General features: G+C 44.5%; 30 protein-coding genes. 28 read left to right on the top strand and 2 right to left on the bottom strand.

The window, feature by feature from the left end; genetic code table 11:
- Positions 1-51 precede the first annotated feature (51 nt).
- On the top strand, positions 52-903 hold the full coding sequence (locus C4K46_RS09775; protein WP_209629011.1) for a MurR/RpiR family transcriptional regulator: 852 nt from the start codon (positions 52-54) through the stop codon (positions 901-903).
- A 27-nt stretch (positions 904-930) separates the two neighbouring features.
- Here C4K46_RS09775 and C4K46_RS09780 read toward each other — a convergent pair whose 3' ends face one another.
- Positions 931-1,251, bottom strand: coding sequence for an immunity protein Imm33 domain-containing protein (locus C4K46_RS09780; protein ID WP_245335195.1), 321 nt, complete (start codon positions 1,249-1,251; stop codon positions 931-933).
- Between the two features lie 351 nt (positions 1,252-1,602).
- Here C4K46_RS09780 and thrC point away from each other — a divergent pair, with 351 nt between their 5' ends.
- The 6 genes from thrC (at position 1,603) to C4K46_RS09810 (ending at position 9,750) form a co-directional block, all read left to right on the top strand.
- Entirely contained in the window at positions 1,603-3,087 is a 1,485-nt protein-coding gene (gene thrC, locus C4K46_RS09785; RefSeq protein ID WP_209629013.1) for a threonine synthase, read from the top strand.
- Positions 3,088-3,200: 113 nt separating this feature from the next.
- Positions 3,201-4,487, top strand: coding sequence for an MATE family efflux transporter (locus tag C4K46_RS09790; protein WP_209629087.1), 1,287 nt, complete (start codon positions 3,201-3,203; stop codon positions 4,485-4,487).
- A gap of 35 nt (positions 4,488-4,522) precedes the next feature.
- Positions 4,523-5,122, top strand: a complete 600-nt coding sequence (locus C4K46_RS09795; protein WP_209629089.1) for an HAD-IA family hydrolase — start codon at positions 4,523-4,525, stop codon at positions 5,120-5,122.
- Between the two features lie 418 nt (positions 5,123-5,540).
- Positions 5,541-8,186 carry a DNA polymerase I gene (gene polA / locus C4K46_RS09800; protein WP_209629015.1) on the top strand — a complete coding sequence of 882 codons (2,646 nt, stop codon included), beginning with the start codon at positions 5,541-5,543 and terminating at the stop codon, positions 8,184-8,186.
- A 16-nt stretch (positions 8,187-8,202) separates the two neighbouring features.
- Positions 8,203-8,643 (top strand): CoA-binding protein, encoded by a 441-nt coding sequence (locus tag C4K46_RS09805; RefSeq protein WP_209629017.1) that lies wholly within the window; start codon positions 8,203-8,205, stop codon positions 8,641-8,643.
- Positions 8,644-8,826: 183 nt separating this feature from the next.
- Positions 8,827-9,750 (top strand): helix-turn-helix domain-containing protein, encoded by a 924-nt coding sequence (locus C4K46_RS09810; RefSeq protein ID WP_209629019.1) that lies wholly within the window; start codon positions 8,827-8,829, stop codon positions 9,748-9,750.
- A gap of 251 nt (positions 9,751-10,001) precedes the next feature.
- Here C4K46_RS09810 and C4K46_RS09815 read toward each other — a convergent pair whose 3' ends face one another.
- Positions 10,002-10,850: a DUF975 family protein gene (locus C4K46_RS09815; RefSeq protein WP_209629020.1), complete on the bottom strand. Its 849-nt coding sequence runs from the start codon at positions 10,848-10,850 to the stop codon at positions 10,002-10,004.
- 115 nt (positions 10,851-10,965) lie between these two features.
- On the opposite strand from C4K46_RS09815, the gene tgt reads away from it, so the two are divergent.
- From tgt to rpmD, 21 genes are all read left to right on the top strand, one after another.
- On the top strand, positions 10,966-12,108 hold the full coding sequence (gene tgt, locus C4K46_RS09820) for a tRNA guanosine(34) transglycosylase Tgt (RefSeq protein ID WP_209629022.1): 1,143 nt from the start codon (positions 10,966-10,968) through the stop codon (positions 12,106-12,108).
- A gap of 329 nt (positions 12,109-12,437) precedes the next feature.
- Complete coding sequence (gene rpsJ / locus C4K46_RS09825) at positions 12,438-12,746, top strand: 30S ribosomal protein S10 (RefSeq protein ID WP_209629024.1); 309 nt, start codon at positions 12,438-12,440, stop codon at positions 12,744-12,746.
- 73 nt (positions 12,747-12,819) lie between these two features.
- Positions 12,820-13,446 (top strand): 50S ribosomal protein L3, encoded by a 627-nt coding sequence (gene rplC, locus C4K46_RS09830; protein ID WP_209629026.1) that lies wholly within the window; start codon positions 12,820-12,822, stop codon positions 13,444-13,446.
- A gap of 24 nt (positions 13,447-13,470) precedes the next feature.
- Positions 13,471-14,094, top strand: a complete 624-nt coding sequence (gene rplD / locus C4K46_RS09835; RefSeq protein ID WP_209629027.1) for a 50S ribosomal protein L4 — start codon at positions 13,471-13,473, stop codon at positions 14,092-14,094.
- Positions 14,094-14,399 (top strand): 50S ribosomal protein L23, encoded by a 306-nt coding sequence (locus C4K46_RS09840; RefSeq protein ID WP_209629029.1) that lies wholly within the window; start codon positions 14,094-14,096, stop codon positions 14,397-14,399. Before rplD ends, C4K46_RS09840 begins: the two co-directional genes overlap by 1 nt.
- Before the next feature lie 17 nt (positions 14,400-14,416).
- Entirely contained in the window at positions 14,417-15,250 is an 834-nt protein-coding gene (rplB, locus tag C4K46_RS09845) for a 50S ribosomal protein L2 (RefSeq protein WP_209629031.1), read from the top strand.
- Between the two features lie 94 nt (positions 15,251-15,344).
- Positions 15,345-15,623: a 30S ribosomal protein S19 gene (gene rpsS, locus C4K46_RS09850; RefSeq protein WP_000533765.1), complete on the top strand. Its 279-nt coding sequence runs from the start codon at positions 15,345-15,347 to the stop codon at positions 15,621-15,623.
- A gap of 14 nt (positions 15,624-15,637) precedes the next feature.
- Entirely contained in the window at positions 15,638-15,982 is a 345-nt protein-coding gene (gene rplV / locus C4K46_RS09855) for a 50S ribosomal protein L22 (RefSeq protein ID WP_209629033.1), read from the top strand.
- Positions 15,983-15,994: 12 nt separating this feature from the next.
- Complete coding sequence (gene rpsC, locus C4K46_RS09860; protein ID WP_209629035.1) at positions 15,995-16,648, top strand: 30S ribosomal protein S3; 654 nt, start codon at positions 15,995-15,997, stop codon at positions 16,646-16,648.
- Between the two features lie 3 nt (positions 16,649-16,651).
- Positions 16,652-17,065: a 50S ribosomal protein L16 gene (gene rplP / locus C4K46_RS09865; protein ID WP_000960948.1), complete on the top strand. Its 414-nt coding sequence runs from the start codon at positions 16,652-16,654 to the stop codon at positions 17,063-17,065.
- Positions 17,066-17,074: 9 nt separating this feature from the next.
- Positions 17,075-17,281 (top strand): 50S ribosomal protein L29, encoded by a 207-nt coding sequence (gene rpmC / locus C4K46_RS09870; RefSeq protein WP_209629037.1) that lies wholly within the window; start codon positions 17,075-17,077, stop codon positions 17,279-17,281.
- Between the two features lie 27 nt (positions 17,282-17,308).
- The gene (gene rpsQ / locus C4K46_RS09875; protein ID WP_018371352.1) at positions 17,309-17,569 is read left to right on the top strand and encodes a 30S ribosomal protein S17; all 261 of its coding nucleotides are present in this window, start codon (positions 17,309-17,311) and stop codon (positions 17,567-17,569) included.
- A 25-nt stretch (positions 17,570-17,594) separates the two neighbouring features.
- Entirely contained in the window at positions 17,595-17,963 is a 369-nt protein-coding gene (gene rplN / locus C4K46_RS09880) for a 50S ribosomal protein L14 (protein WP_209629039.1), read from the top strand.
- A gap of 115 nt (positions 17,964-18,078) precedes the next feature.
- Positions 18,079-18,384, top strand: coding sequence for a 50S ribosomal protein L24 (gene rplX / locus C4K46_RS09885; RefSeq protein ID WP_209629041.1), 306 nt, complete (start codon positions 18,079-18,081; stop codon positions 18,382-18,384).
- Positions 18,385-18,407: 23 nt separating this feature from the next.
- Positions 18,408-18,950, top strand: coding sequence for a 50S ribosomal protein L5 (gene rplE, locus C4K46_RS09890; protein ID WP_209629043.1), 543 nt, complete (start codon positions 18,408-18,410; stop codon positions 18,948-18,950).
- Positions 18,951-18,967: 17 nt separating this feature from the next.
- Complete coding sequence (locus C4K46_RS09895) at positions 18,968-19,153, top strand: type Z 30S ribosomal protein S14 (protein WP_001085697.1); 186 nt, start codon at positions 18,968-18,970, stop codon at positions 19,151-19,153.
- Positions 19,154-19,382: 229 nt separating this feature from the next.
- A complete protein-coding gene (gene rpsH, locus C4K46_RS09900; RefSeq protein ID WP_209629045.1) occupies positions 19,383-19,781 on the top strand; it encodes a 30S ribosomal protein S8 in 399 nt (132 codons plus the stop codon).
- Positions 19,782-19,865: 84 nt separating this feature from the next.
- Entirely contained in the window at positions 19,866-20,402 is a 537-nt protein-coding gene (rplF, locus tag C4K46_RS09905) for a 50S ribosomal protein L6 (RefSeq protein WP_209629047.1), read from the top strand.
- 85 nt (positions 20,403-20,487) lie between these two features.
- Complete coding sequence (rplR, locus tag C4K46_RS09910) at positions 20,488-20,844, top strand: 50S ribosomal protein L18 (RefSeq protein WP_209629048.1); 357 nt, start codon at positions 20,488-20,490, stop codon at positions 20,842-20,844.
- A gap of 18 nt (positions 20,845-20,862) precedes the next feature.
- Positions 20,863-21,357, top strand: a complete 495-nt coding sequence (gene rpsE, locus C4K46_RS09915) for a 30S ribosomal protein S5 (protein WP_209629050.1) — start codon at positions 20,863-20,865, stop codon at positions 21,355-21,357.
- 13 nt (positions 21,358-21,370) lie between these two features.
- Positions 21,371-21,553: a 50S ribosomal protein L30 gene (gene rpmD / locus C4K46_RS09920; RefSeq protein WP_209629052.1), complete on the top strand. Its 183-nt coding sequence runs from the start codon at positions 21,371-21,373 to the stop codon at positions 21,551-21,553.
- Positions 21,554-21,601 lie beyond the last annotated feature (48 nt).

Raw genomic sequence — 21,601 nt, forward strand, 5'->3', positions numbered from 1 at the left:
TTTGCTGGTAAAATGCTAGAATAAGACTAGCAAGTTATTGAGGAGTTTCCCATGGTATCTTTGGAAAAAAATATTCTACCGATTATCGAGTCTGTTTCAGGCAGTCTGACCCATCTGGAAAAGAAAATCGCCAGCTACTTTTTATCAGGCGACCTTGGCGATGATGATCTGTCAGCCAAGGCAGTGGCTGAGCGGCTCTATGTCTCTGTTCCCTCTCTGACTCGCTTTGCTAAAAAGTGTGGTTTCAAGGGCTATCGCCAGTTTATCTATGAGTTTCAGGAGTCCAGCCAGACCAATAAAAATGTCAGTCGTAATCTGACCAAAAATGTCCTGTCAGACTATGGAGAATTGCTGAGCAAGACCTTTTCTCTTATCGACGAGGAGCAATTTCTGCGCGTGGGCCAGATGCTCAACACCGCCCAGAGGGTCTATATCTACGGGCAGGGGAGCTCAGGCTTGGTCGCCCAGGAGATGGAATTTCGCTTTATGCGGCTGGGCATGGTCTGTAAGGCCATTACAGATGCCCATATGATTCGCATGAATGCTGTGATGGTCAATCAAGACTGTCTGGTTATTGGCATTTCTATGTCAGGCCAGACCAAGATAATTGTCAATGCCATCAGCAATGCCAAAAAGGCAGGAGCAAGGACCGTTCTTATCACTTCCAATAACAGTGAAAACCTGCGTGAGCAGTGCGACGAGTTGGTCCTGGTTGCCATGAAAAAATTGCTGGCCCAGGGCAATAACATTTCGCCCCAGTTTCCTGTATTGGTGGTCATTGATATTTTTTACGCCTACTATGTTGATTTGGATCGCGATACTAGGAATCAAATCTTCACCACCACCCTTTCAGCCCTAGCCCAAGAAGAAGATGACAAGGGCCAGGAAAAGGAGAAAACATAAAAACGCAGAAACTAATCTGCGTTTTTCTTATAAAATCCTTTCTCCGGTCCGACTATCGACAAAATACTTCTCTTCGCCCCCATATATCAGAGTTACTTCTGTCCCTATGGGCAAATCAAATATTGCCATAACAGCAGGTTCTAGCTCAAAAACAGTCCTCCAATCACATATGGACATGTTTGCAGGGTCTGACAAATATTCATCAGTATCAATATCCGATAAAATCCGCCAACCGTTATCAAGATTATTTAAAAATTCTTCTCGAATAAACCATTTCATTTTTCCGGCACCAGTCAAAATATTATTTGAAACAACTGAACCGCCCAAGCCCATACTTTTTTTAGTCATTTTCTACCTCTCTTAATTAAAATTATGCCAATTATTCCTATTTGCAACTTTGATTTGCAGTTGCCAACTCTGGCCTTGTCCATGGTTACAGCAGAGCCAGACCAGAGCTGGCTATTGGCTGGACTAGCACTGGCCTGACCACTAGCAGTCATTTACTTGTTTTGGATTGTCAGGCTTCCCTCCTCTTTCCTAGTTTTGCCATATTCTATCATGTTTTGATGGTTTGAGCAATGAATTTATGGTCGGAGAGGCTAAAAAAGAAGCTTTTACTTTAAGGAATTTTCAATATTCTCACAATTCTGGCTCAAAATATGGTATGATGATAGATATAGCATGAAAGGGAAAGAAATTATGACCTTAGTTTATCAATCAACGCGTGATGCCAAAAACACGGTGACTGCTAGTCGAGCAATCTTAGAGGGCCTAGCTACCGACGGGGGCCTCTTCACCCCCCTTGCCTATCCAAAGGTGGATTTGGATTTTGCCAAGCTGAAAGACGCTTCCTATCAAGAAGTTGCCAAATTGATTTTGTCAGCCTTTTTGGATGACTTTACCGAGGCAGAGCTAGACTACTGTATCGAGCAAGCCTATGATAGCAAGTTCGATGATGAGCGTATCGCTCCTCTAGTCAAGCTAAATGGCCAGTACAATTTAGAATTGTTCCATGGTTCCACTATTGCCTTCAAGGACATGGCCTTGTCCATTCTGCCCCACTTTATCACCACAGCAGCCAAGAAGCATGGTTTGGAAAATAAAATCGTCATTCTAACAGCCACTTCCGGTGATACTGGTAAGGCTGCCATGGCTGGTTTTGCGGATGTTGCCGGAACAGAAATCATCGTCTTCTATCCCAAGGACGGAGTCAGCAAGGTGCAGGAGCTGCAAATGACGACTCAGACGGGTGCCAATACCCATGTAGTCGCAATTGACGGCAACTTTGACGATGCCCAGACCAATGTCAAGCAGATGTTTAATGACCCAGCTCTGCGTCAGCAGCTAGCAGACCACAAGATGCAGTTTTCATCAGCCAACTCTATGAATATCGGGCGTCTGGTACCACAGATTGTCTACTATGTTTACGCCTATGCCCAGCTGGTCAAGACTGGCCAGATTGCGGCAGGAGATGAGGTTAATTTCACCGTTCCTACTGGAAACTTTGGAAATATCCTGGCGGCTTACTATGCCAAGAAGATTGGTCTCCCAGTAGGCAAGCTGATTTGTGCCTCAAATGAAAACAATGTCTTGACCGACTTTTTCAAGACCCAGGTCTATGATAAAAAACGTAGCTTCAAGGTCACCAGCAGTCCTTCTATGGATATCTTGGTTTCTTCTAACCTAGAGCGCTTGATTTTCCACCTTTTGGGTAACAATGCTGAAAAAACAGCAGACCTGATGCAGACTCTTAACCAGCATGGCCAGTACGAATTGACTGACTTTGATCCAGAAATTCTTGGACTTTTTGCGGCCGACTATGCGACCGAGGCTGAGACCCTGGCTGAAATCAAGAGGGTCTATCAAACTTCTGATTATATTGAAGACCCTCACACAGCCGTAGCTTCAGCTGTTTACCAAAAGTACCTCAAGGAAACGGGCGATTCGCGTCCGACGGTTATCGCCTCCACAGCCAGCCCCTATAAATTCCCTAGGGTAGCTGTCCAAGCTGTGACAGGCGCTAGCGACTTGACTGACTTTGAGGCCCTAGCTAAGTTACAAGAGCTTTCTGGTGTCAGCCTGCCACCGGCAGTTGATGGCCTGGAAACAGCGCCAGTTTTACACAAAACGCAGGCCCAGGCAGACCAGATGCAGGCTGCGGTTGAAGCCTACCTAGGCCTGTAAGTAAGACCAACCCATAGCATGAAAAAGTTGAGATAGCCCTATCCCAGCTTTTTTCATCTAGTAGATGATGGAGGAATATGGAAAGACCAGTACCAGTAAGTCCTAATCAGACAATGACCAGCTATAAGAAAATCATGAATATCGCCTTACCAGCCATAGCCGAGAATTTTCTGCAAATGTTTATGAATATGATTGACAGCTACTTGGTCTCTAGCCTAGGTGTTGTCGCCATTTCAGGAGTTTCGGTGGCTGGAAATATCATCACCATCTACCAGGCTATCTTTATCGCCCTGGCGGCTGCTGTCTCTAGCTTAATTTCTAAAAATCTAGAGCGAAAAAATCCAGCCTCCTTGAGCTATCAAGCGACCGAGGCCCTCAAACTGACCCTCTTTTTAAGCCTTGTTTTGGGTTTGCTCTCCATTTTTGCTGGCCAGTTTTTCCTGAGTCTCTTGGGGACAGAAGAAGCAGTAGCCCAGGCGGGAGGCCACTTCTTGGCCCTGGTTGGTGGCAGTATTTTCCTGCTGGGCTTGATGACCAGCTTGGGGGCCCTGGTCAGGGTGACCAATAATCCCCGCCTACCCATGTATGCTAGTCTAATCAGTAATATCTTGAATGTGATTTTTTCCAGCCTAGCCATCTTTGGCTTGGGCCTAGGGATTACTGGGGTCGCCTTGGGGACGATTTTAGCGCGGCTAATCGGGGCCTGGCTCCTCTGGCGCCGCCTTAATATCCCTTTAGCTCCCTGGTCCTGGTCCTTGGATTCTAAGCTGTTAGCCCTATCACTACCGGCAGCAGGAGAGCGCCTGATGATGCGGGCAGGAGATGTGGTGATTGTGGCTATTGTGGTGAAGTTTGGGACGGATGCAGTGGCTGGTAATGCTATCGGTGAGGTGCTCAGTCAGTTCAACTATGTGCCTGGTTTTGGGGTAGCCACAGCCACCGTTATCCTAATCGCCCAAGCCTTTGGCCAGGAAGACTGGTCAGCCATTCAGACCATTAAAAACAAGGCCTACTACCTGACCTTCTTTCTGCTCTTGGCGGTGGCCCTGACGGTCTTTATCCTGGGCCAGCCCTTGACCCTGCTTTTTACAAGCAAGGCCAGCGTTATTGAGGCCAGCTTATCGGTCATTCTCTTTTCCCTCTTGGGCGTTCCCATGACGGCAGGGACTCTGGTTTATACCGCCCTTTGGCAGGGCTTAGGTCAGGCCCAGCTCCCCTTTTATGCCACCAGTCTTGGCATGTGGTTGATTCGGATAGTGCTGGGTTATGTTCTGGGGATTAGCCTAGGTTTGGGCCTAGAGGGGGTTTGGACGGCCACCCTGCTGGATAATGGTTTTCGCTGGTTCTTTTTATCCAGCCACTATCGCCAGAAGTTAAAGACCCTAAAGACCTTTTCCTAAAGGATCTAAAAAAATAAATAATAGATGAGGACATGATGACAAAAACTTTTATTTGGGATTTAGATGGAACTCTGATTGATTCCTACGGTGCTATCTTAAATAGCCTAGAAGTGGCCTATGCTGCTCATGACCTAGCCTTTGACCGCGAGCAAATCAAGGCCTATATCCTTGAAACCTCGGTCGGTCGCCTCTTTAAAGAATTGCAGCAAGAAAAGGGATTGGACCTCTACCCCCTTTATGCAGCAAGCCTAGAGACGCGCAACCATGAGATTGAGGTCCTAGACGGGGCCAGAGAAATTTTGGCCTGGGCCCAAAAAGAGGGGATTGAGCAGTTTATCTATACCCATAAGGGGGACAATGCCTTTCGCTTGATGAAGGATTTGGGGCTGGATACTTATTTTCGGGAGATTGTTACGGCAGACCGTGGATTTAAGCGTAAGCCCCACCCCGAGGCCCTACTTTACCTGCTAGACAAGTACCAGCTGGCAGCTGAAAACTGCTACTATATCGGGGATCGACCTCTGGATGTGGATGCCGCCCTCAATAGCGGTCTTAAGAGCATCAATTTTGCTCCCTATAAGTTAGAGGAGAGCCAGCAGATTTCCCAGCTGCTAGATATCAAAAAATTGGTCTAAGTTTTTTCTATCTTAAGTTTTCTTTAAGTTAGAGAGTTTATACTAAGACCATCAGATGAAGACCTCCTAACTTTATCTGACAATATCCTAAACTTTTCTATATGTAGTTGAAAAACTACAAACTTTTTCATAATAAATCTCCCTAAAAGACTACCCAATCAGGTAGTCTTTTTTTGCTCCATTTTCAGCTTTTTACTTAAAGGAGACTAGGTTTAGAGCTTCTAAAGAGAAGGTTGGGCCCTCTTGTCCTTGCAAGTCAGCTATCCACAGTTCTAGACTAGCCTATCTTTTCCTTCTTGGGGCTGTCAGCCGCCTCGTACTGGCTTAGGCTAGGAGAGATTTTGTTGGGGATTGATTAAGGGCAGACATTTTGATTTTCAAAGAGTCGCTAGAGTCTCTTTCGTGGTATAATAAGACTATGGAAAAAAAGAAAAAATTACTCTTGATTGACGGTTCTTCCGTCGCCTTTCGGGCTTTTTTTGCCCTTTACAACCAAATTGATCGCTTTAAAAGTCCGTCAGGACTGCATACCAATGCCATCTATGGCTTCCACCTCATGCTCAATCACCTTTTGGAGCGCATCGAGCCCAGCCATATCTTGGTGGCCTTTGATGCCGGCAAGACCACCTTTCGGACAGAGCTCTATGCTGACTACAAGGGGGGACGGGCCAAGACCCCAGATGAGTTTCGAGAGCAGCTCCCCTTTATTCGTCAGCTGCTAGATAAGCTGGGGATTGCCTACTATGACCTGGCCCAATATGAGGCCGATGATATTATCGGAACCCTGGACAAGATGGCCGAGGCCCAAGACTATGTTGTGACCATTGTCAGTGGGGATAAGGATTTGATTCAGCTGACCGATGAAAATACTGTGGTTGAGATTTCCAAGAAGGGCGTAGCCGAGTTTGAGGAGTTTACCCCTGCCTACCTTATGGAAAAAATGGGTCTTACGCCCCAGCAATTTATCGACCTCAAGGCCCTTATGGGGGACAAGTCGGACAATATTCCTGGAGTGACTAAAATCGGTGAAAAGACCGGTCTCAAACTCCTCTTAGAATACGGATCCCTAGAAGGGATTTATGAGCATATTGACCAACTAAAAGCCTCAAAAATGAAGGAAAATCTGATAAAGGATAAGGAACAGGCCTTCTTATCCAAGACCCTAGCGACGATTGACCTCCAGGCTCCCCTTGAAATCGGTCTGGATGAGCTTCTCTATCAAGGTCCCCAGCTAGAGGAACTCCTCCAATTTTATGAAGAAATGGGCTTTGAACAATTCAAGCAAAACCTAGCTACTGCCGAAAATCAAGCAGCAGTAGCAGCTGTTAAAGTTGCCTATCAGGAGGTTGACTCCCTCCAAGAGCAGATGTTAGATGGGGATAGCTTTTTCCATTTTGAGATATTGGGAGACAACTACCATAGCGAGCCAATCTTGGGCTTTGCCTGGGGCAATGCCCAGCAGATTTATGTCAGCCAAGATTCGAGCCTGCTAAGCCAGCCCCTCTTTAAGGAATTTTTGGAAAGCCAGCCCCTCAAGGTTTATGACTACAAGCGGGCCAAGGTTTTGCTGGCCAACTTGGGAGTGGATTTGCCACCAGCTGCCTTTGACAGCCGCCTGGCCAAGTACCTCCTATCGACAGTTGAAAATAATGAAATCACCACCATTGCCAAGCTCTACGGTCAAACCCAACTAAGTCCAGATGAGGCCATCTATGGCAAGGGGGCCAAGCGAGCCCTACCAGAAAAGGAAGTCTGGCTAGAGCACCTGGCTAGAAAGGTGGCTGTCTTGGTTGAGACCGAGCAGGTCATGCTCCAACGCTTAGAAGAGCAGGACCAGCTGGACCTACTACTAGAGATGGAGCAGCCCCTGGCCTATGTCCTAGCTAAGATGGAAATCGCTGGCATCAAGGTGGAGCGAGAGACCTTGGCAGCCATGCAGGAGCAAAATGAGCAAGTTCTGAAAGACTTGACTCAGGAAATCTATCAACTGGCAGGCCGAGAGTTCAATATCAATTCACCCAAACAACTGGGGGGCGTCCTCTTTGAGGATTTGGCCTTGCCAACTAGCTATACCAAAAAAACCAAGACCGGTTATTCGACAGCAGTGGATGTTTTAGAAAAACTGGCGCCGATTGCACCGATTGTGGCCAAAATCCTGGAATACCGCCAAATTTCTAAAATTCAATCCACCTATGTCATTGGTCTGCAAGAGTCCATTTTGCCAGATGGGAAGATTCACACCCGCTATGTGCAAGACTTGACCCAGACTGGCCGCCTATCCAGTGTTGACCCCAATCTGCAAAATATCCCCGTCCGCTTGGAGCAGGGCCGGCTTATCCGTAAGGCCTTTGTGCCTGACTGGCAGGATAGTGTCCTGCTTAGCTCGGACTATTCGCAAATTGAGCTACGGGTTCTGGCCCATATTTCTGGGGATGAGCATTTGATTGAGGCCTTTAAGCATGGGGCAGATATTCATACCTCGACTGCTATGCGGGTCTTTGGCATTGAAAAGCCAGAAGATGTGACGCCTAACGACCGCCGTAATGCCAAGGCTGTTAACTTCGGTGTTGTCTACGGTATCTCAGACTTCGGCTTGTCCAATAACCTAGGCATCAGCCGTAAGGAAGCCAAGTCTTACATCGATACCTATTTTGAGCGCTATCCAGGTATCAAAAATTACATGGAAAATGTGGTCCGCGAGGCGCGCGACAAGGGCTATGTTGAGACCCTCTTTCACCGCCGCAGGGAAATTCCTGATATCAACTCCCGCAATTTTAACGTGCGCGGCTTTGCCGAGCGGACAGCTATCAACTCACCTATCCAAGGGAGCGCAGCGGACATTCTCAAAATTGCCATGATTCGCTTGGATAAGGCCTTGGAAGAAGGAAGCTTCCAAACGCGCATGCTGCTGCAGGTGCACGATGAAATTGTGCTTGAAGTGCCCAATAAGGAGCTCCAAGCTATTCGTGCTCTAGTTAAGCAAATCATGGAAGAAGCGATTGAGCTAGCGGTACCGCTAGAAGTCGATGAAAATGCAGGCAAGACTTGGTACGAAGCTAAGTAGCTATCTGGAGGAAAATATGACCTATTCATTTCAAAATCCTAGCGACGGAGTCATCAAGGCCTATCTGAAAAACAGCCAAACGATTGCGGTTGTTGGTTTATCCGATCGGACAGAAACAACTAGCTACCGCGTCAGCAAGGAAATGCAGGCGCGCGGTTATCGGATTATCCCTGTCAATCCGCGGGCGGCAGGGCAGCAAATTTTAGGCGAGACGGTCTATGCTCGCTTGCAGGACATTCCTTTTGCGGTGGATATCGTTGATATTTATCGCCGCAGCGAGTTTTTGCCAGATGTGGCGCGTGATTTTATCGAAACGGACGCCAAGATTTTCTGGGCGCAGCTGGGGCTTCAAAGTCAAGAAGCAGAAGACATTTTGCGCCAAGCAGGACGAGAAGATATTGTCATGAACCGCTGCATCAAGCAAGAGCACAGCCGTCTGGTGCTGGGGGAAAATTGATGAGTTTTTAGTCGTCATTACCGCTATTAAAGTAAAAAACTTTCCCTTTTTAATCTAAAGTTGTCAAATCATTTGAAAAATTCTGTGCAAGGATTATTTTTTAAAGTATTATCATAATTTTTCGCAAAAATCTCATTAAAATTTTATAATGGAAAAGTAATTTTTTTAATGGAGGTTTTTAGGATGTCGAATTCATTGACAACTTATGGTGCAGCTTTTAGAAAGTTACGCCAAGATAGGGGATTTAATCTCAAGGAAGCAGCTGGTGACATTATCAGTCCCCAGTTTCTCAGTAAGTTTGAAAGAAATCAATCGGGAATTACGCTAGAAAATTTCGGTCGGCTCCTGGTTCGTATCGGAGCTAGCTGGGATGATTTTCTCAATTACTTTGAAGGAGAAAGCGTCAATCGTCTCCTGGGAGAAATGCGCGAGGACATCAATAATATTTATAGTACCGAAGATTTTTATAAGATGTCGCAAATTGCTAAAAAGTCAGCAGGCCTTAGCTATTCAGACAACCCTTTCTTGAAAAATTTATTTGCTTGTCTAACCAAGATTCATCTGCAAAATTTAACCAAGCAGGGAGCCTCTCTGGAGCAAGAAATTGATCAACTCAAGACCTACCTGGCTCGGATTGACACCTGGGGCGATTTAGAATGGACGATTTACCCTTTTGTCTTGCCCCAGTGCTCTATTGACATGGTTCGTTTTCGGACCAAACAGGCCTTTCAAATCCTGTTGGATCATTCGGATAGGGTGGCCTATGATGCCAGGGTCTTTATTTATTGCATCTTTCATGCCCTTAAATATTTCCATACTCTAGCAGCCTACGAGGACGCCAACTATTTTATCCAACTCTTGACAGAGGAGTTTAAGAAGTCCAAATACATCACCTTTACCTATGAATATCTTTATTTAAAATGTTACACGGCCATTATTTCCCTCTGCCAAAAGGATGCAGGGGGTATTGAGGCGGCCAAATCTTGCCTACAACTGATGGAAATGTTGGAGGAAGACTTCGGTATGACCTACTTGACCGTCACCAAAAATAATTTTTTCTCCAGCATTAACCAAATCAGACCAGAAGAGGACCCCATCGAATGGTAGTTGGTTGGCTTCCCTAGCAAGGACCAATAGACTTATAATAGAAGAACCCTGTCTAGACTCCTAGGCAGGGTTAAATTTACAGCCAAAAAGAGGTGGAACAAAGCACTTCCTAAAAGCAATCCTTACAGTCCCAGCTCCTAGGAGCCAGCTCAATTTGTAGACAAAAAACAAAGGCCTAGTTCTCAACTTATCTTCGAGGTTGAAGTCCCCTGTCCCAGCCTTTTTTTACCTTCTTCCATCAGTGGCCCTTCCTATTTGTTTTCGAAGCTTTTAGCTATTTTTAACTGCTGATAAAAGAAGATTTGGCTCAAGGCAATATAGGGGTAAACTATAAAATTAGCCAGCCCCATGGTCAGAAAGGCTAGGATTTGCCAGGGAATAAAGGTTAAATCCAGCACAAAACGTTTGCCCTTGTAGCCTCTCATCAACTGCCGGCTTTCTCGCAGCAGCTGCCAACTCCCTGGGTAGTTGGCTTCATTTGATTTGTCATAGACCAGATAGATGAGCTGGGAATAGGCATACTGTTGGGGTAAGAGTAGGGCTAGGCCAAGCGCTAGCAAGACTAGACCTAAAAAGAGGTTGGGGCCATAAGCAGAGATGACCTCCATTAGTTCCTTGGGAAGGCCGCTGCTGGTTTGACCGATACCCAGTTTTTGGGAGACCAAACTAATCTTGTAGCTGGAAAAGGCTGCCAAGAGACTTCCCCACCAAATCAGCCCATTCCATAAGATAAGGGCCAGTTCTTTCATTATAAGTGCTGGAAAGATGTATCTGAGTTTGTCGTTGCTAAAGCCTGAAAAGGCGTCTCTAATCCCAACCTTCTCTTTCTTTTTGTGGATGACATCCAGCAGGGCAAAACTGGCTGAAATCAAAAAGATAGAGGTAATAAAGCTTAAGACAAGGGGAAAGGCTTGGCGATTAAGCTCCTGATGTAAAAATTGCTCCCAAGTCAGTCGGGCATTTTCCTCTACTGTAGCGGCCCTTGGAGCCAGCATTAAGTGTAGAAAATTGATAAAAATAGGCGGAAGAAATAGGGGAAAGAATCCCTCGATTTGCCGCATAGTCAATCGGGCATGATTGCGAAGTTCGGTTAGATTCATAGCCACCTCCAATAGAAAATATTATATCATAAAACTAATGACAGGGACCGCTTTTTTTGATAGAATAAGACGTTATCAAACTAGGACTGTCTTTCCTAGTTTTGGAGGTTAAGAAATGTCAGAATCACCGATTCAATATCGCTTGATAAAAAAAGAAAAACACACCGGTGCCCGTCTGGGAGAAATTATCACCCCTCATGGGACCTTCCCTACCCCTATGTTTATGCCGGTCGGCACCCAGGCTACCGTTAAGACCCAGTCGCCAGAGGAGTTAAAGGAGATGGGCTCGGGTATTATCCTATCCAACACCTATCATCTCTGGCTGCGGCCGGGAGACGAGTTGATTGCGCGGGCAGGTGGTCTGCACAAGTTTATGAACTGGGATCAAGCTATTTTGACCGATAGCGGTGGTTTTCAGGTTTATTCCTTGGCGGACAGCCGCAACATCACCGAAGAAGGGGTCACTTTCAAAAATCACCTCAATGGCTCCAAAATGTTTTTGTCACCAGAAAAAGCCATCTCCATTCAAAACAATCTGGGCTCGGACATTATGATGTCCTTTGATGAATGCCCCCAATTTTATCAGCCCTATGACTATGTTAAAAAATCAATTGAACGGACCAGTCGCTGGGCAGAACGGGGGCTCAAAGCCCACCGTCGTCCCCAGGACCAAGGCCTCTTTGGGATTGTCCAGGGGGCTGGTTTTGAAGACCTGCGCCGCCAGTCTGCGCAGGACTTGGTTAGCATGGACTTTCCTGGCTACTCTATCGGTGGCCTAGCTGTCGGTGAAACCCATGAGGAGATGAATGCGGTGCTGGACTTTACCACTCCGCTCTTACCAGAAAATAAGCCCCGCTACCTCATGGGAGTGGGAGCGCCCGATAGCTTGATTGATGCAGTTATTCGAGGTGTTGATATGTTTGACTGCGTCTTACCAACCAGAATTGCCCGAAATGGGACCTGTATGACAAGTAGGGGTCGTCTAGTCATTAAAAATGCCCAATACGCCGAAGACTTTACAGCCCTTGACCACGATTGTGATTGCTACACTTGTAAGAATTACAGCCGGGCCTACATTCGCCACCTACTCAAGGCTGACGAAACCTTCGGTATCCGCCTGACCAGCTATCACAACCTCTATTTCCTTGTCAATTTAATGAAGAAGGTGCGTCAGGCCATTCTCGATGACAACCTCTTGGAATTCCGCGAGGACTTCCTTGAGCGCTACGGCTACAATTCTTCTAAGAGGAATTTTTAAAAGGTATAGAAGTTGAAAGAATTTCTTTTTAAGGGTGACTACTGTCGCCCTTTTTTCTTCCATAAATGTTTACTAAAAATTAGGTTATTTTTCTCTAAAAAATCAGCAGCTTTCCAGGGAAAGCATTTTCAGAGAAAAACTTTTAAAAAGTTGATAAAATCCCTTGCAATGTTGCCGCGCGTGTGGTATCATACTATGGTGCTGTGAAAAACAGTCTTTAGCTTTGATGCAAGAGGTTGCGACACGCTCGGTTGCATTGCCACGCAAAAGCGTCTCGGTTTTCTTGTGGAGCTAGCCTATTATCTTAAATAGACGAAAAGGAGAAAAAGATGGCAAACAAAAAAATCCGTATCCGTTTGAAAGCATACGAACACCGTACACTTGACACAGCGGCTGCAAAAATCGTAGATACTGCTACTCGTACAGGGGCAGAAGTTGCGGGTCCAATCCCCCTTCCAACTGAACGTAGCCTCTACACAATCATTCGTGCGACTCACAAATATAAAGACTCTCGCGAACAATTTGAAATGCGTACCCACAAACGCTTGATCGACATCATCAACCCAACTCAAAAAACAGTTGATGCTTTGATGAAATTGGATCTTCCAAGTGGTGTAAACGTAGAAATTAAACTTTAATTTCATCTAGGAGCATAAAAAACGCTCGTTAAAAACTTTTTGAATAAAAAAATAGAAAAGGAAACATTTTCTCATGACAAAAGGAATCTTAGGGAAAAAAGTGGGAATGACTCAAATCTTCACTGAATCTGGCGAACTAATTCCTGTAACTGTTATCGAAGCAACTCCAAACGTTGTCCTTCAAGTGAAAACAGTTGAAACAGATGGTTACAACGCTGTTCAAGTTGGATTTGACGATCTTCGTCAAGTATTGAGTAACAAACCTGCAAAAGGTCACGTAGCAAAAGCTAATACGGCTCCTAAGCGCTTCATTCGTGAATTCAAAAACATTGAAGGCTTGGAAGTTGGTTCAGAAATCACAGTGGAAACATTCGAAGCTGGCGATGTTGTTGATGTAACAGGAACATCTAAAGGTAAAGGTTTCCAAGGTGTTATCAAACGCCATGGCCAATCACGTGGACCAATGGCTCACGGTTCTCGTTACCACCGTCGTCCTGGTTCAATGGGACCAGTTGCGCCTAACCGTGTTTTCAAAAACAAACACTTGGCTGGACGTATGGGTGGCAACCGCGTAACTATTCAAAATCTTGAAATCGCACAAGTTGTTCCAGAGAAAAACGTTATCTTAATCAAAGGAAACGTACCTGGTGCTAAGAAATCTCTTATCACTATCAAATCAGCAGTTAAAGCTGGTAAATAATAAAGAAAGGGGAAAACAGTCACAATGGCAAACGTAAAATTATTTGACCAAACTGGTAAAGAAGCTGGTGAACTAGCGCTCAACGATGCTGTCTTTGGTATCGAGCCAAATGAAGCGGTTGTTTTTGACGTTATCGTCAGCCAACGTGCAAGCCTTCGTCAAGGTACCCACGCTGTCAAAAACCGTTCAGCAGTATCAGGTGGTGGACGCAAACCATGGCGTCAAAAAGGAACTGGACGTGCTCGTCAAGGTTCTATCCGCTCTCCACAATGGCGTGGTGGTGGTGTCGTATTCGGCCCAACTCCTCGTTCATACGGCTACAAACTTCCACAAAAGGTTCGTAGACTAGCACTTAAATCAGTTTACTCTGAAAAAGTTGCTGACAACAAATTCGTAGCTGTAGAAAGCCTTTCATTTACAGCTCCAAAAACTGCTGAGTTCGCAAAAGTGCTTGCAGCACTTAGCATTGATTCAAAAGTACTTGTCATTCTCGAAGAAGGAAATGAATTTGCTGCACTTTCAGCTCGTAACCTTCCAAATGTTAAGGTTGCAACTGCAGCAACTGCAAGTGTTCTTGATATCGCAAACAGCGACAAACTTCTTGTTACTAAAGAAGCTATCTCTACAATCGAGGAGGTTCTTGCATAATGAATTTGTATGACGTAATCAAAAAGCCAATCATCACAGAAGGTTCTATGGCCCTCTATGAAGAAGGTAAATACGTATTTGAAGTGGACACTCGCGCACATAAGCTTTTGATCAAGCAAGCTGTTGAAGCTGCTTTTGAAGGAGTTAAGGTGGCTAATGTCAACACAATCAACGTAAAACCAAAAGCAAAACGCGTTGGTCGTTATACTGGTTTTACCAACAAAACTAAAAAAGCTATCATCACCTTGGCAGACGATTCTAAGGCAATCGAGTTGTTTGGTGCTACTGAAGCTGAAGAAGAATAATCTAAGGAGGAAATAACGTGGGAATTAAAGTTTATAAACCAACTACAAATGGTCGACGTAATATGACTTCTTTGGATTTTGCTGAAATCACAACCAGCACTCCAGAAAAGAGCTTGCTCGTTTCACTTAAGAGCAAAGCTGGTCGTAACAACAACGGTCGCATCACTGTTCGTCACCAAGGTGGCGGCCACAAGCGTCACTACCGTTTGATTGACTTCAAGCGTAACAAAGACGCTGTTGAAGCAGTTGTTCAAACCATCGAGTACGATCCAAACCGTTCAGCAAATATCGCTCTTGTTCACTATACTGACGGGGTTAAGGCTTACATCATTGCTCCTAAAGGACTTGAAGTTGGTCAACGCATCGTTTCAGGACCAGAAGCAGATATCAAGGTCGGAAATGCTCTTCCACTTGCCAACATCCCAGTTGGTACCCTGATTCACAACATCGAGTTGAAACCAGGTCGCGGTGGAGAATTAGTCCGTGCTGCAGGTGCTTCTGCCCAAGTATTGGGACAAGAAGGTAAATACACTCTTGTTCGCTTGCAATCAGGTGAAGTTCGCATGATTCTTGGAACTTGCCGCGCAACCGTTGGTGTTGTTGGAAACGAACAACATGGACTGGTTAACCTTGGTAAAGCAGGACGTAGCCGTTGGAAAGGTATTCGCCCAACCGTTCGTGGTTCTGTAATGAACCCTAATGATCACCCACACGGTGGTGGTGAAGGTAAGGCTCCTGTTGGTCGTAAGGCACCATCAACTCCGTGGGGCAAACCTGCACTTGGTCTTAAAACTCGTAACAAAAAAGCGAAGTCTAACAAACTTATTGTTCGTCGTCGTAACGAGAAATAATCTAAACAATAACTTCCGCCAGCTCGGTAACCTTGCTCAAGTCGCTTGAGCAGGTAAGCCGCTGTGGTACATCTTTAAAGGAGAAAAATAAAAAATGGGACGCAGTCTTAAAAAAGGACCTTTCGTCGATGAGCATTTGATGAAAAAAGTTGAAGCTCAAGCTAACGACGAAAAGAAAAAAGTCATCAAAACTTGGTCACGTAGATCAACTATCTTCCCAAGTTTTATCGGATATACAATCGCAGTTTATGATGGACGTAAGCATGTACCTGTTTACATCCAAGAAGACATGGTAGGTCACAAGCTTGGTGAATTTGCACCAACACGTACTTATAAAGGTCACGCAGCTGACGATAAGAAGACACGTAGATAAGAGAGGAGAAAAACATGGCAGAAATTACTTCAGCTAAAGCAATGGCTCGTACAGTGCGCGTTTCACCTCGTAAATCTCGTCTAGTCTTGGACAATATTCGTGGTAAAAACGTTGCTGACGCAATCGCAATCTTGAAATTCACTCCAAACAAGGCTGCTGGCATTATCGAAAAAGTGTTGAACTCTGCAATCGCTAATGCTGAAAACAACTTTGGTTTGGAAAAAGCTAACTTGGTAGTATCTGAAGCTTACGCAAATGAAGGACCAACGATGAAACGTTTCCGTCCACGCGCTAAAGGTTCAGCTTCACCAATCAACAAACGCACATCCCACATTACTGTGGTTGTGGAAGAAAAATAAGGAGGTAAAATCGTGGGTCAAAAAGTACATCCAATAGGTATGCGTGTCGGTATCATCCGTGACTGGGATGCCAAATGGTATGCTGAAAAAGAATACGCGGATTACCTTCATGAAGATCTTGCAATCCGTAAATTCATTCAAAAAGAATTGGCTGACGCAGCGATTTCAACTATCGAAATTGAGCGTGCAGTAAACAAAGTAAATGTTAGCCTTCACACTGCAAAACCAGGTATGGTTATCGGTAAAGGTGGAGCTAATGTTGATGCACTTCGTGCAAAATTAAACAAATTGACTGGAAAACAAGTCCACATCAACATCATCGAAATCAAATCACCAGATTTGGATGCTCACCTTGTCGGTGAAGGAATTGCTCGTCAATTAGAGCAACGTGTGGCTTTCCGTCGTGCTCAAAAGCAAGCGATCCAACGGACTATGCGTGCAGGAGCTAAGGGAATCAAAACTCAAGTATCAGGTCGTTTGAACGGTGCAGATATTGCCCGGAGCGAAGGATACTCTGAAGGAACTGTTCCGCTTCACACCCTTCGTGCAGACATCGATTACGCTTGGGAAGAAGCAGACACTACCTACGGTAAACTAGGTGTTAAAGTTTGGATTTACCGCGGAGAAGTTCTTCCAGCTCGTAAAAACACTAAAGGAGGTAAATAACCAATGTTAGTACCTAAACGTGTTAAACACCGTCGCGAATTCCGCGGAAAAATGCGTGGTGAAGCTAAAGGTGGTAAGGAAGTAGCATTTGGAGAATACGGTCTTCAAGCAACTACCAGCCACTGGATTACTAACCGCCAAATCGAAGCTGCTCGTATCGCTATGACTCGTTACATGAAGCGTGGTGGTAAGGTTTGGATTAAAATCTTCCCACACAAATCATACACCGCTAAAGCTATCGGTGTGCGGATGGGATCTGGTAAAGGGGCACCTGAAGGTTGGGTAGCACCAGTTAAACGTGGTAAAGTCATGTTTGAAGTTGCTGGCGTATCTGAAGAAATCGCTCGCGAAGCCCTTCGTTTGGCTAGCCACAAATTGCCAGTTAAGTGCAAATTCGTGAAACGTGAAGCAGAATAAGGAGAGGACATGAAACTTAAAGAAATCCAAGCATTTGTTAAAGAACTTCGTGGTCTTTCTCAAGAAGAACTTGCGAAGCGCGAAAATGAATTGAAAAAAGAATTGTTTGATCTTCGTTTCCAAGCAGCTACTGGTCAATTAGAAGAGACCGCTCGCTTGAAAGAAGTGAAAAAACAAATTGCCCGGATTAAAACCGTGCAATCTGAAGCTAAATAATAGATTGGGAAAGGAGCATTTTTAAAAATGGAACGTAATCAACGTAAGACCCTTGTTGGACGTGTCGTTTCTGACAAGATGGATAAAACAATCACAGTTGTAGTTGAAACTAAGCGTAACCACCCAGTCTATGGTAAGCGTATTAACTACTCTAAAAAGTACAAAGCACATGATGAAAACAATACCGCTAAAGAAGGCGATATCGTTCGGATCATGGAAACTCGTCCGCTTTCAGCTACTAAGCGCTTCCGTCTAGTAGAAGTTGTTGAAGAAGCGGTTATCATCTAATCAAGCCAGAAAGGAGAAAACTTAAATGATTCAAACAGAAACTCGTTTGAAAGTTGCTGACAACAGTGGTGCTCGCGAAATCTTGACCATTAAAGTTCTTGGTGGTTCAGGACGTAAGTTCGCCAACATCGGTGATGTCATTGTTGCATCTGTAAAACAAGCTACTCCTGGTGGTGCGGTTAAAAAAGGTGACGTTGTAAAGGCGGTTATCGTACGTACTAAATCAGGTGCTCGTCGTAAAGATGGTTCATACATCAAGTTCGATGAGAACGCTGCTGTTATCATCCGTGACGACAAGACTCCTCGCGGAACTCGTATCTTTGGCCCAGTTGCTCGTGAATTGCGTGAAGGAAACTTCATGAAGATCGTGTCATTGGCACCAGAAGTACTTTAATAATCATTGGCCGTCTCTTTACCTTTAAAGAGCTCGGTCGATTAAACAAACAACAGTCCCCTGAAAGAAGCTTTCAGGGTGCCCTTATGGGCGTAAGAAATCAAAGGAGAAACCAATGTTTGTAAAAAAAGGCGACACAGTTCGTGTGATTGCTGGTAAAGACAAGGGTGTTGAAGCTAAGGTCCTTACCGCACTTCCAAAAGTAAACAAAGTTGTTGTTGAAGGCGTAAACATCGTCAAGAAACACCAAAAACCAAATAACGAAAACCCTCAAGGTGCTATCGTGGAAAAAGAAGCACCTATCCATGTATCAAACGTACAAGTGCTTGATAAAAATGGAGTTGCAGGTCGAGTTGGCTACAAGTTTGTAGACGGCAAGAAGGTTCGTTATAATAAAAAATCAGGCGAAGTGCTTGATTAATCACGAAGGAAAGGAGAAGTATAATGGCTAATCGTTTAAAAGAAAAATATCTGAATGAAGTAGTTCCTGCCTTGGCTGAGAAGTTCAACTATTCATCTGTTATGGCTGTGCCAAAAGTAGATAAAATCGTTTTGAACATGGGTGTTGGTGACGCTGTTTCAAATGCTAAAAATCTTGAAAAAGCAGCTGAAGAGCTTGCCCTTATCTCAGGTCAAAAACCATTGATTACTAAGGCTAAGAAATCAATCGCCGGCTTCCGTCTTCGTGAAGGTGTAGCGATCGGAGCTAAAGTAACCCTTCGTGGTGAACGTATGTATGAGTTCTTGGACAAATTGGTTTCAGTATCACTCCCACGTGTTCGTGACTTCCATGGTGTTCCAACAAAATCATTTGATGGACGCGGAAACTACACACTTGGTGTGAAAGAACAATTGATTTTCCCAGAAATCAACTTTGACGACGTTGACAAGACTCGCGGTCTTGACATTGTTATCGTTACAACTGCTAACACTGACGAAGAGTCACGCGCATTGCTTACAGGCCTTGGAATGCCTTTTGCAAAATAAAATAGGAGGTAAATCTAATGGCTAAAAAATCAATGATTGCTAAGAACAAGCGTCCAGCTAAGTTCTCTACGCAAGCTTACACTCGTTGCGAAAAGTGTGGTCGTCCGCACTCAGTTTACCGCAAGTTTAAACTTTGCCGTGTTTGCTTCCGTGAATTGGCATATAAAGGACAAATTCCTGGCGTTACCAAAGCATCTTGGTAAGATCTGACGCAAAGAGCGTAAAAAATCCGATATCCAATAATATGTTCAGGATACAAAATCATTCAGATGATTTGAACACGGACTAAAAGCCGTGTAAAAAAGAGACAATCGCCTAGGCTCGGTCGAGCCATTGCCGATTTTCCTATTTTTACTTTGCTTTTCACGTCCTTTGTATCATGATTAACTAGCAAGTGAAGATTCAAACTACTAGTAAGAGGAGAAAATAAAAATGGTTATGACTGACCCAATTGCAGACTTTTTGACACGTATTCGTAATGCTAACCAAGCAAACCACGAAGTGCTTGAAGCACCTGCATCCAACCTTAAAAAAGGGATTGCTGAAATCCTTAAACGCGAAGGTTTTGTAAAGAATGTCGAGTACATCGAAGATGACAAACAAGGTATCATTCGTGTATTCTTGAAATACGGACAAAATGGTGAAAAAGTTATCACTGGCTTGAAGCGTGTTTCTACCCCAGGTCTTCGTATCTACAAGAAACGCGACGACCTTCCAAAAGTCTTGAACGGACTTGGAATTGCAATCATCTCAACATCTGAAGGTTTGCTGACTGACAAGGAAGCACGCCAAAAGAATGTTGGTGGAGAAGTTATTGCGTATGTATGGTAAGAATATTGCCGGAGGCAATTTTCCTACTATATCCCCGTGAAAACTGGCTTTAGAGCCTGACAATCTAACAGGAGAAAAATAAACATGTCACGTATTGGTAATAAGGTAATCGTCTTGCCTGCTGGTGTTGAAATCAGCAACAAGGACAATGTGGTTACTGTAAAAGGACCTAAAGGAGAACTGACTCGTGAGTTCTCAAAAGATATTGAAATCCGTATCGACGGTACAGAAGTAACCCTTCACCGTCCAAACGACTCAAAAGAAATGAAAACAATCCACGGAACAACTCGTGCCCTTCTCAACAACATGGTTGTTGGTGTATCAGAAGGTTTCAAGAAAGAACTTGAAATGCGTGGGGTCGGTTACCGTGCTCAACTTCAAGGTAAGAAACTTGTACTTTCAGTTGGTAAATCTCATCCAGATGAAGTAGAAGCTCCTGAAGGAATTACTTTTGAATTGCCAAACCCAACTACAATCGTAGTGAGCGGAATTTCAAAAGAAGTAGTTGGTCAAACTGCTGCTTATGTACGTAGCCTTCGCGCTCCAGAACCATATAAAGGTAAAGGGATCCGCTACGTTGGCGAATACGTTCGTCGTAAAGAAGGTAAAACAGGTAAATAATTTTGCTGACTGGATTATCCAGGCCGTCAAAATGTTTCCACTATGCTTAAATAAGCATGTAATCAATATTTAAGAGGTGAAAATTGTGATTTCGAAACCAGATAAAAACAAAGTCCGCCAAAAACGCCACAAACGCGTTCGCGGAAAACTCTCTGGAACTGCTGATCGCCCACGTTTGAACGTTTTCCGTTCTAATACAGGCATCTACGCTCAAGTGATTGATGACGTAGCGGGTGTAACGCTCGCAAGCGCTTCAACTCTTGATAAAGAAGTTTCTAAGGGAACAAAAACTGAACAAGCCGTTGTTGTCGGCAAACTTGTTGCTGAACGTGCAGTTGCTAAAGGTATTTCTGAAGTGGTGTTTGACCGCGGTGGATATCTATATCACGGACGTGTAAAAGCTTTGGCTGATGCAGCTCGTGAAAACGGATTGAAATTCTAAGAGGGAGGACACTAAAAAATGGCATTTAAAGACAATGCAGTTGAACTTGAAGAACGTGTAGTTGCGATTAACCGGGTTACTAAGGTTGTTAAGGGTGGACGTCGTCTACGTTTTGCAGCTCTTGTAGTTGTTGGTGATCGTAATGGTCGTGTTGGTTTCGGTACAGGTAAAGCTCAAGAAGTACCAGAAGCAATTCGTAAGGCAGTCGAAGACGCTAAGAAAAATCTGATTGATGTGCCAATGGTTGGAACAACTATCCCGCATGAAGTAACATCAGAATTTGGTGGCGCTCGTGTCTTGTTGAAACCAGCCGTAGAGGGTGCTGGAGTTGCAGCTGGTGGTGCTGTTCGTGCCGTCATCGAATTGGCTGGTGTGGCAGATATTACATCTAAGTCACTCGGTTCTAACACTCCAATCAACATCGTTCGCGCAACTGTTGAAGGTTTGAAACAGCTTAAACGTGCTGAAGAAGTTGCTGCCCTTCGTGGCATCTCAGTATCAGATTTGGCATAAGAAAGGAGATATCATGGCTCAAATTAAAATTACTTTGACTAAGTCTCCAATCGGACGCATCCCGTCACAACGTAAAACTGTGGTAGCACTTGGTCTTGGCAAGTTAAACAGCTCAGTTGTTAAGGAAGACAATGCCGCTATTCGTGGAATGGTCAAGGCGGTCTCTCACTTAGTAACTGTCGAAGAAGTTAAATAAACAAAAGTTTATCAAACTTGATTGAAAATACATTAGGGGATGAGAAAA

Source organism: Streptococcus oricebi, assembly GCF_017883985.1.
GTDB classification, from domain to species: Bacteria; Bacillota; Bacilli; order Lactobacillales; family Streptococcaceae; genus Streptococcus; species Streptococcus oricebi.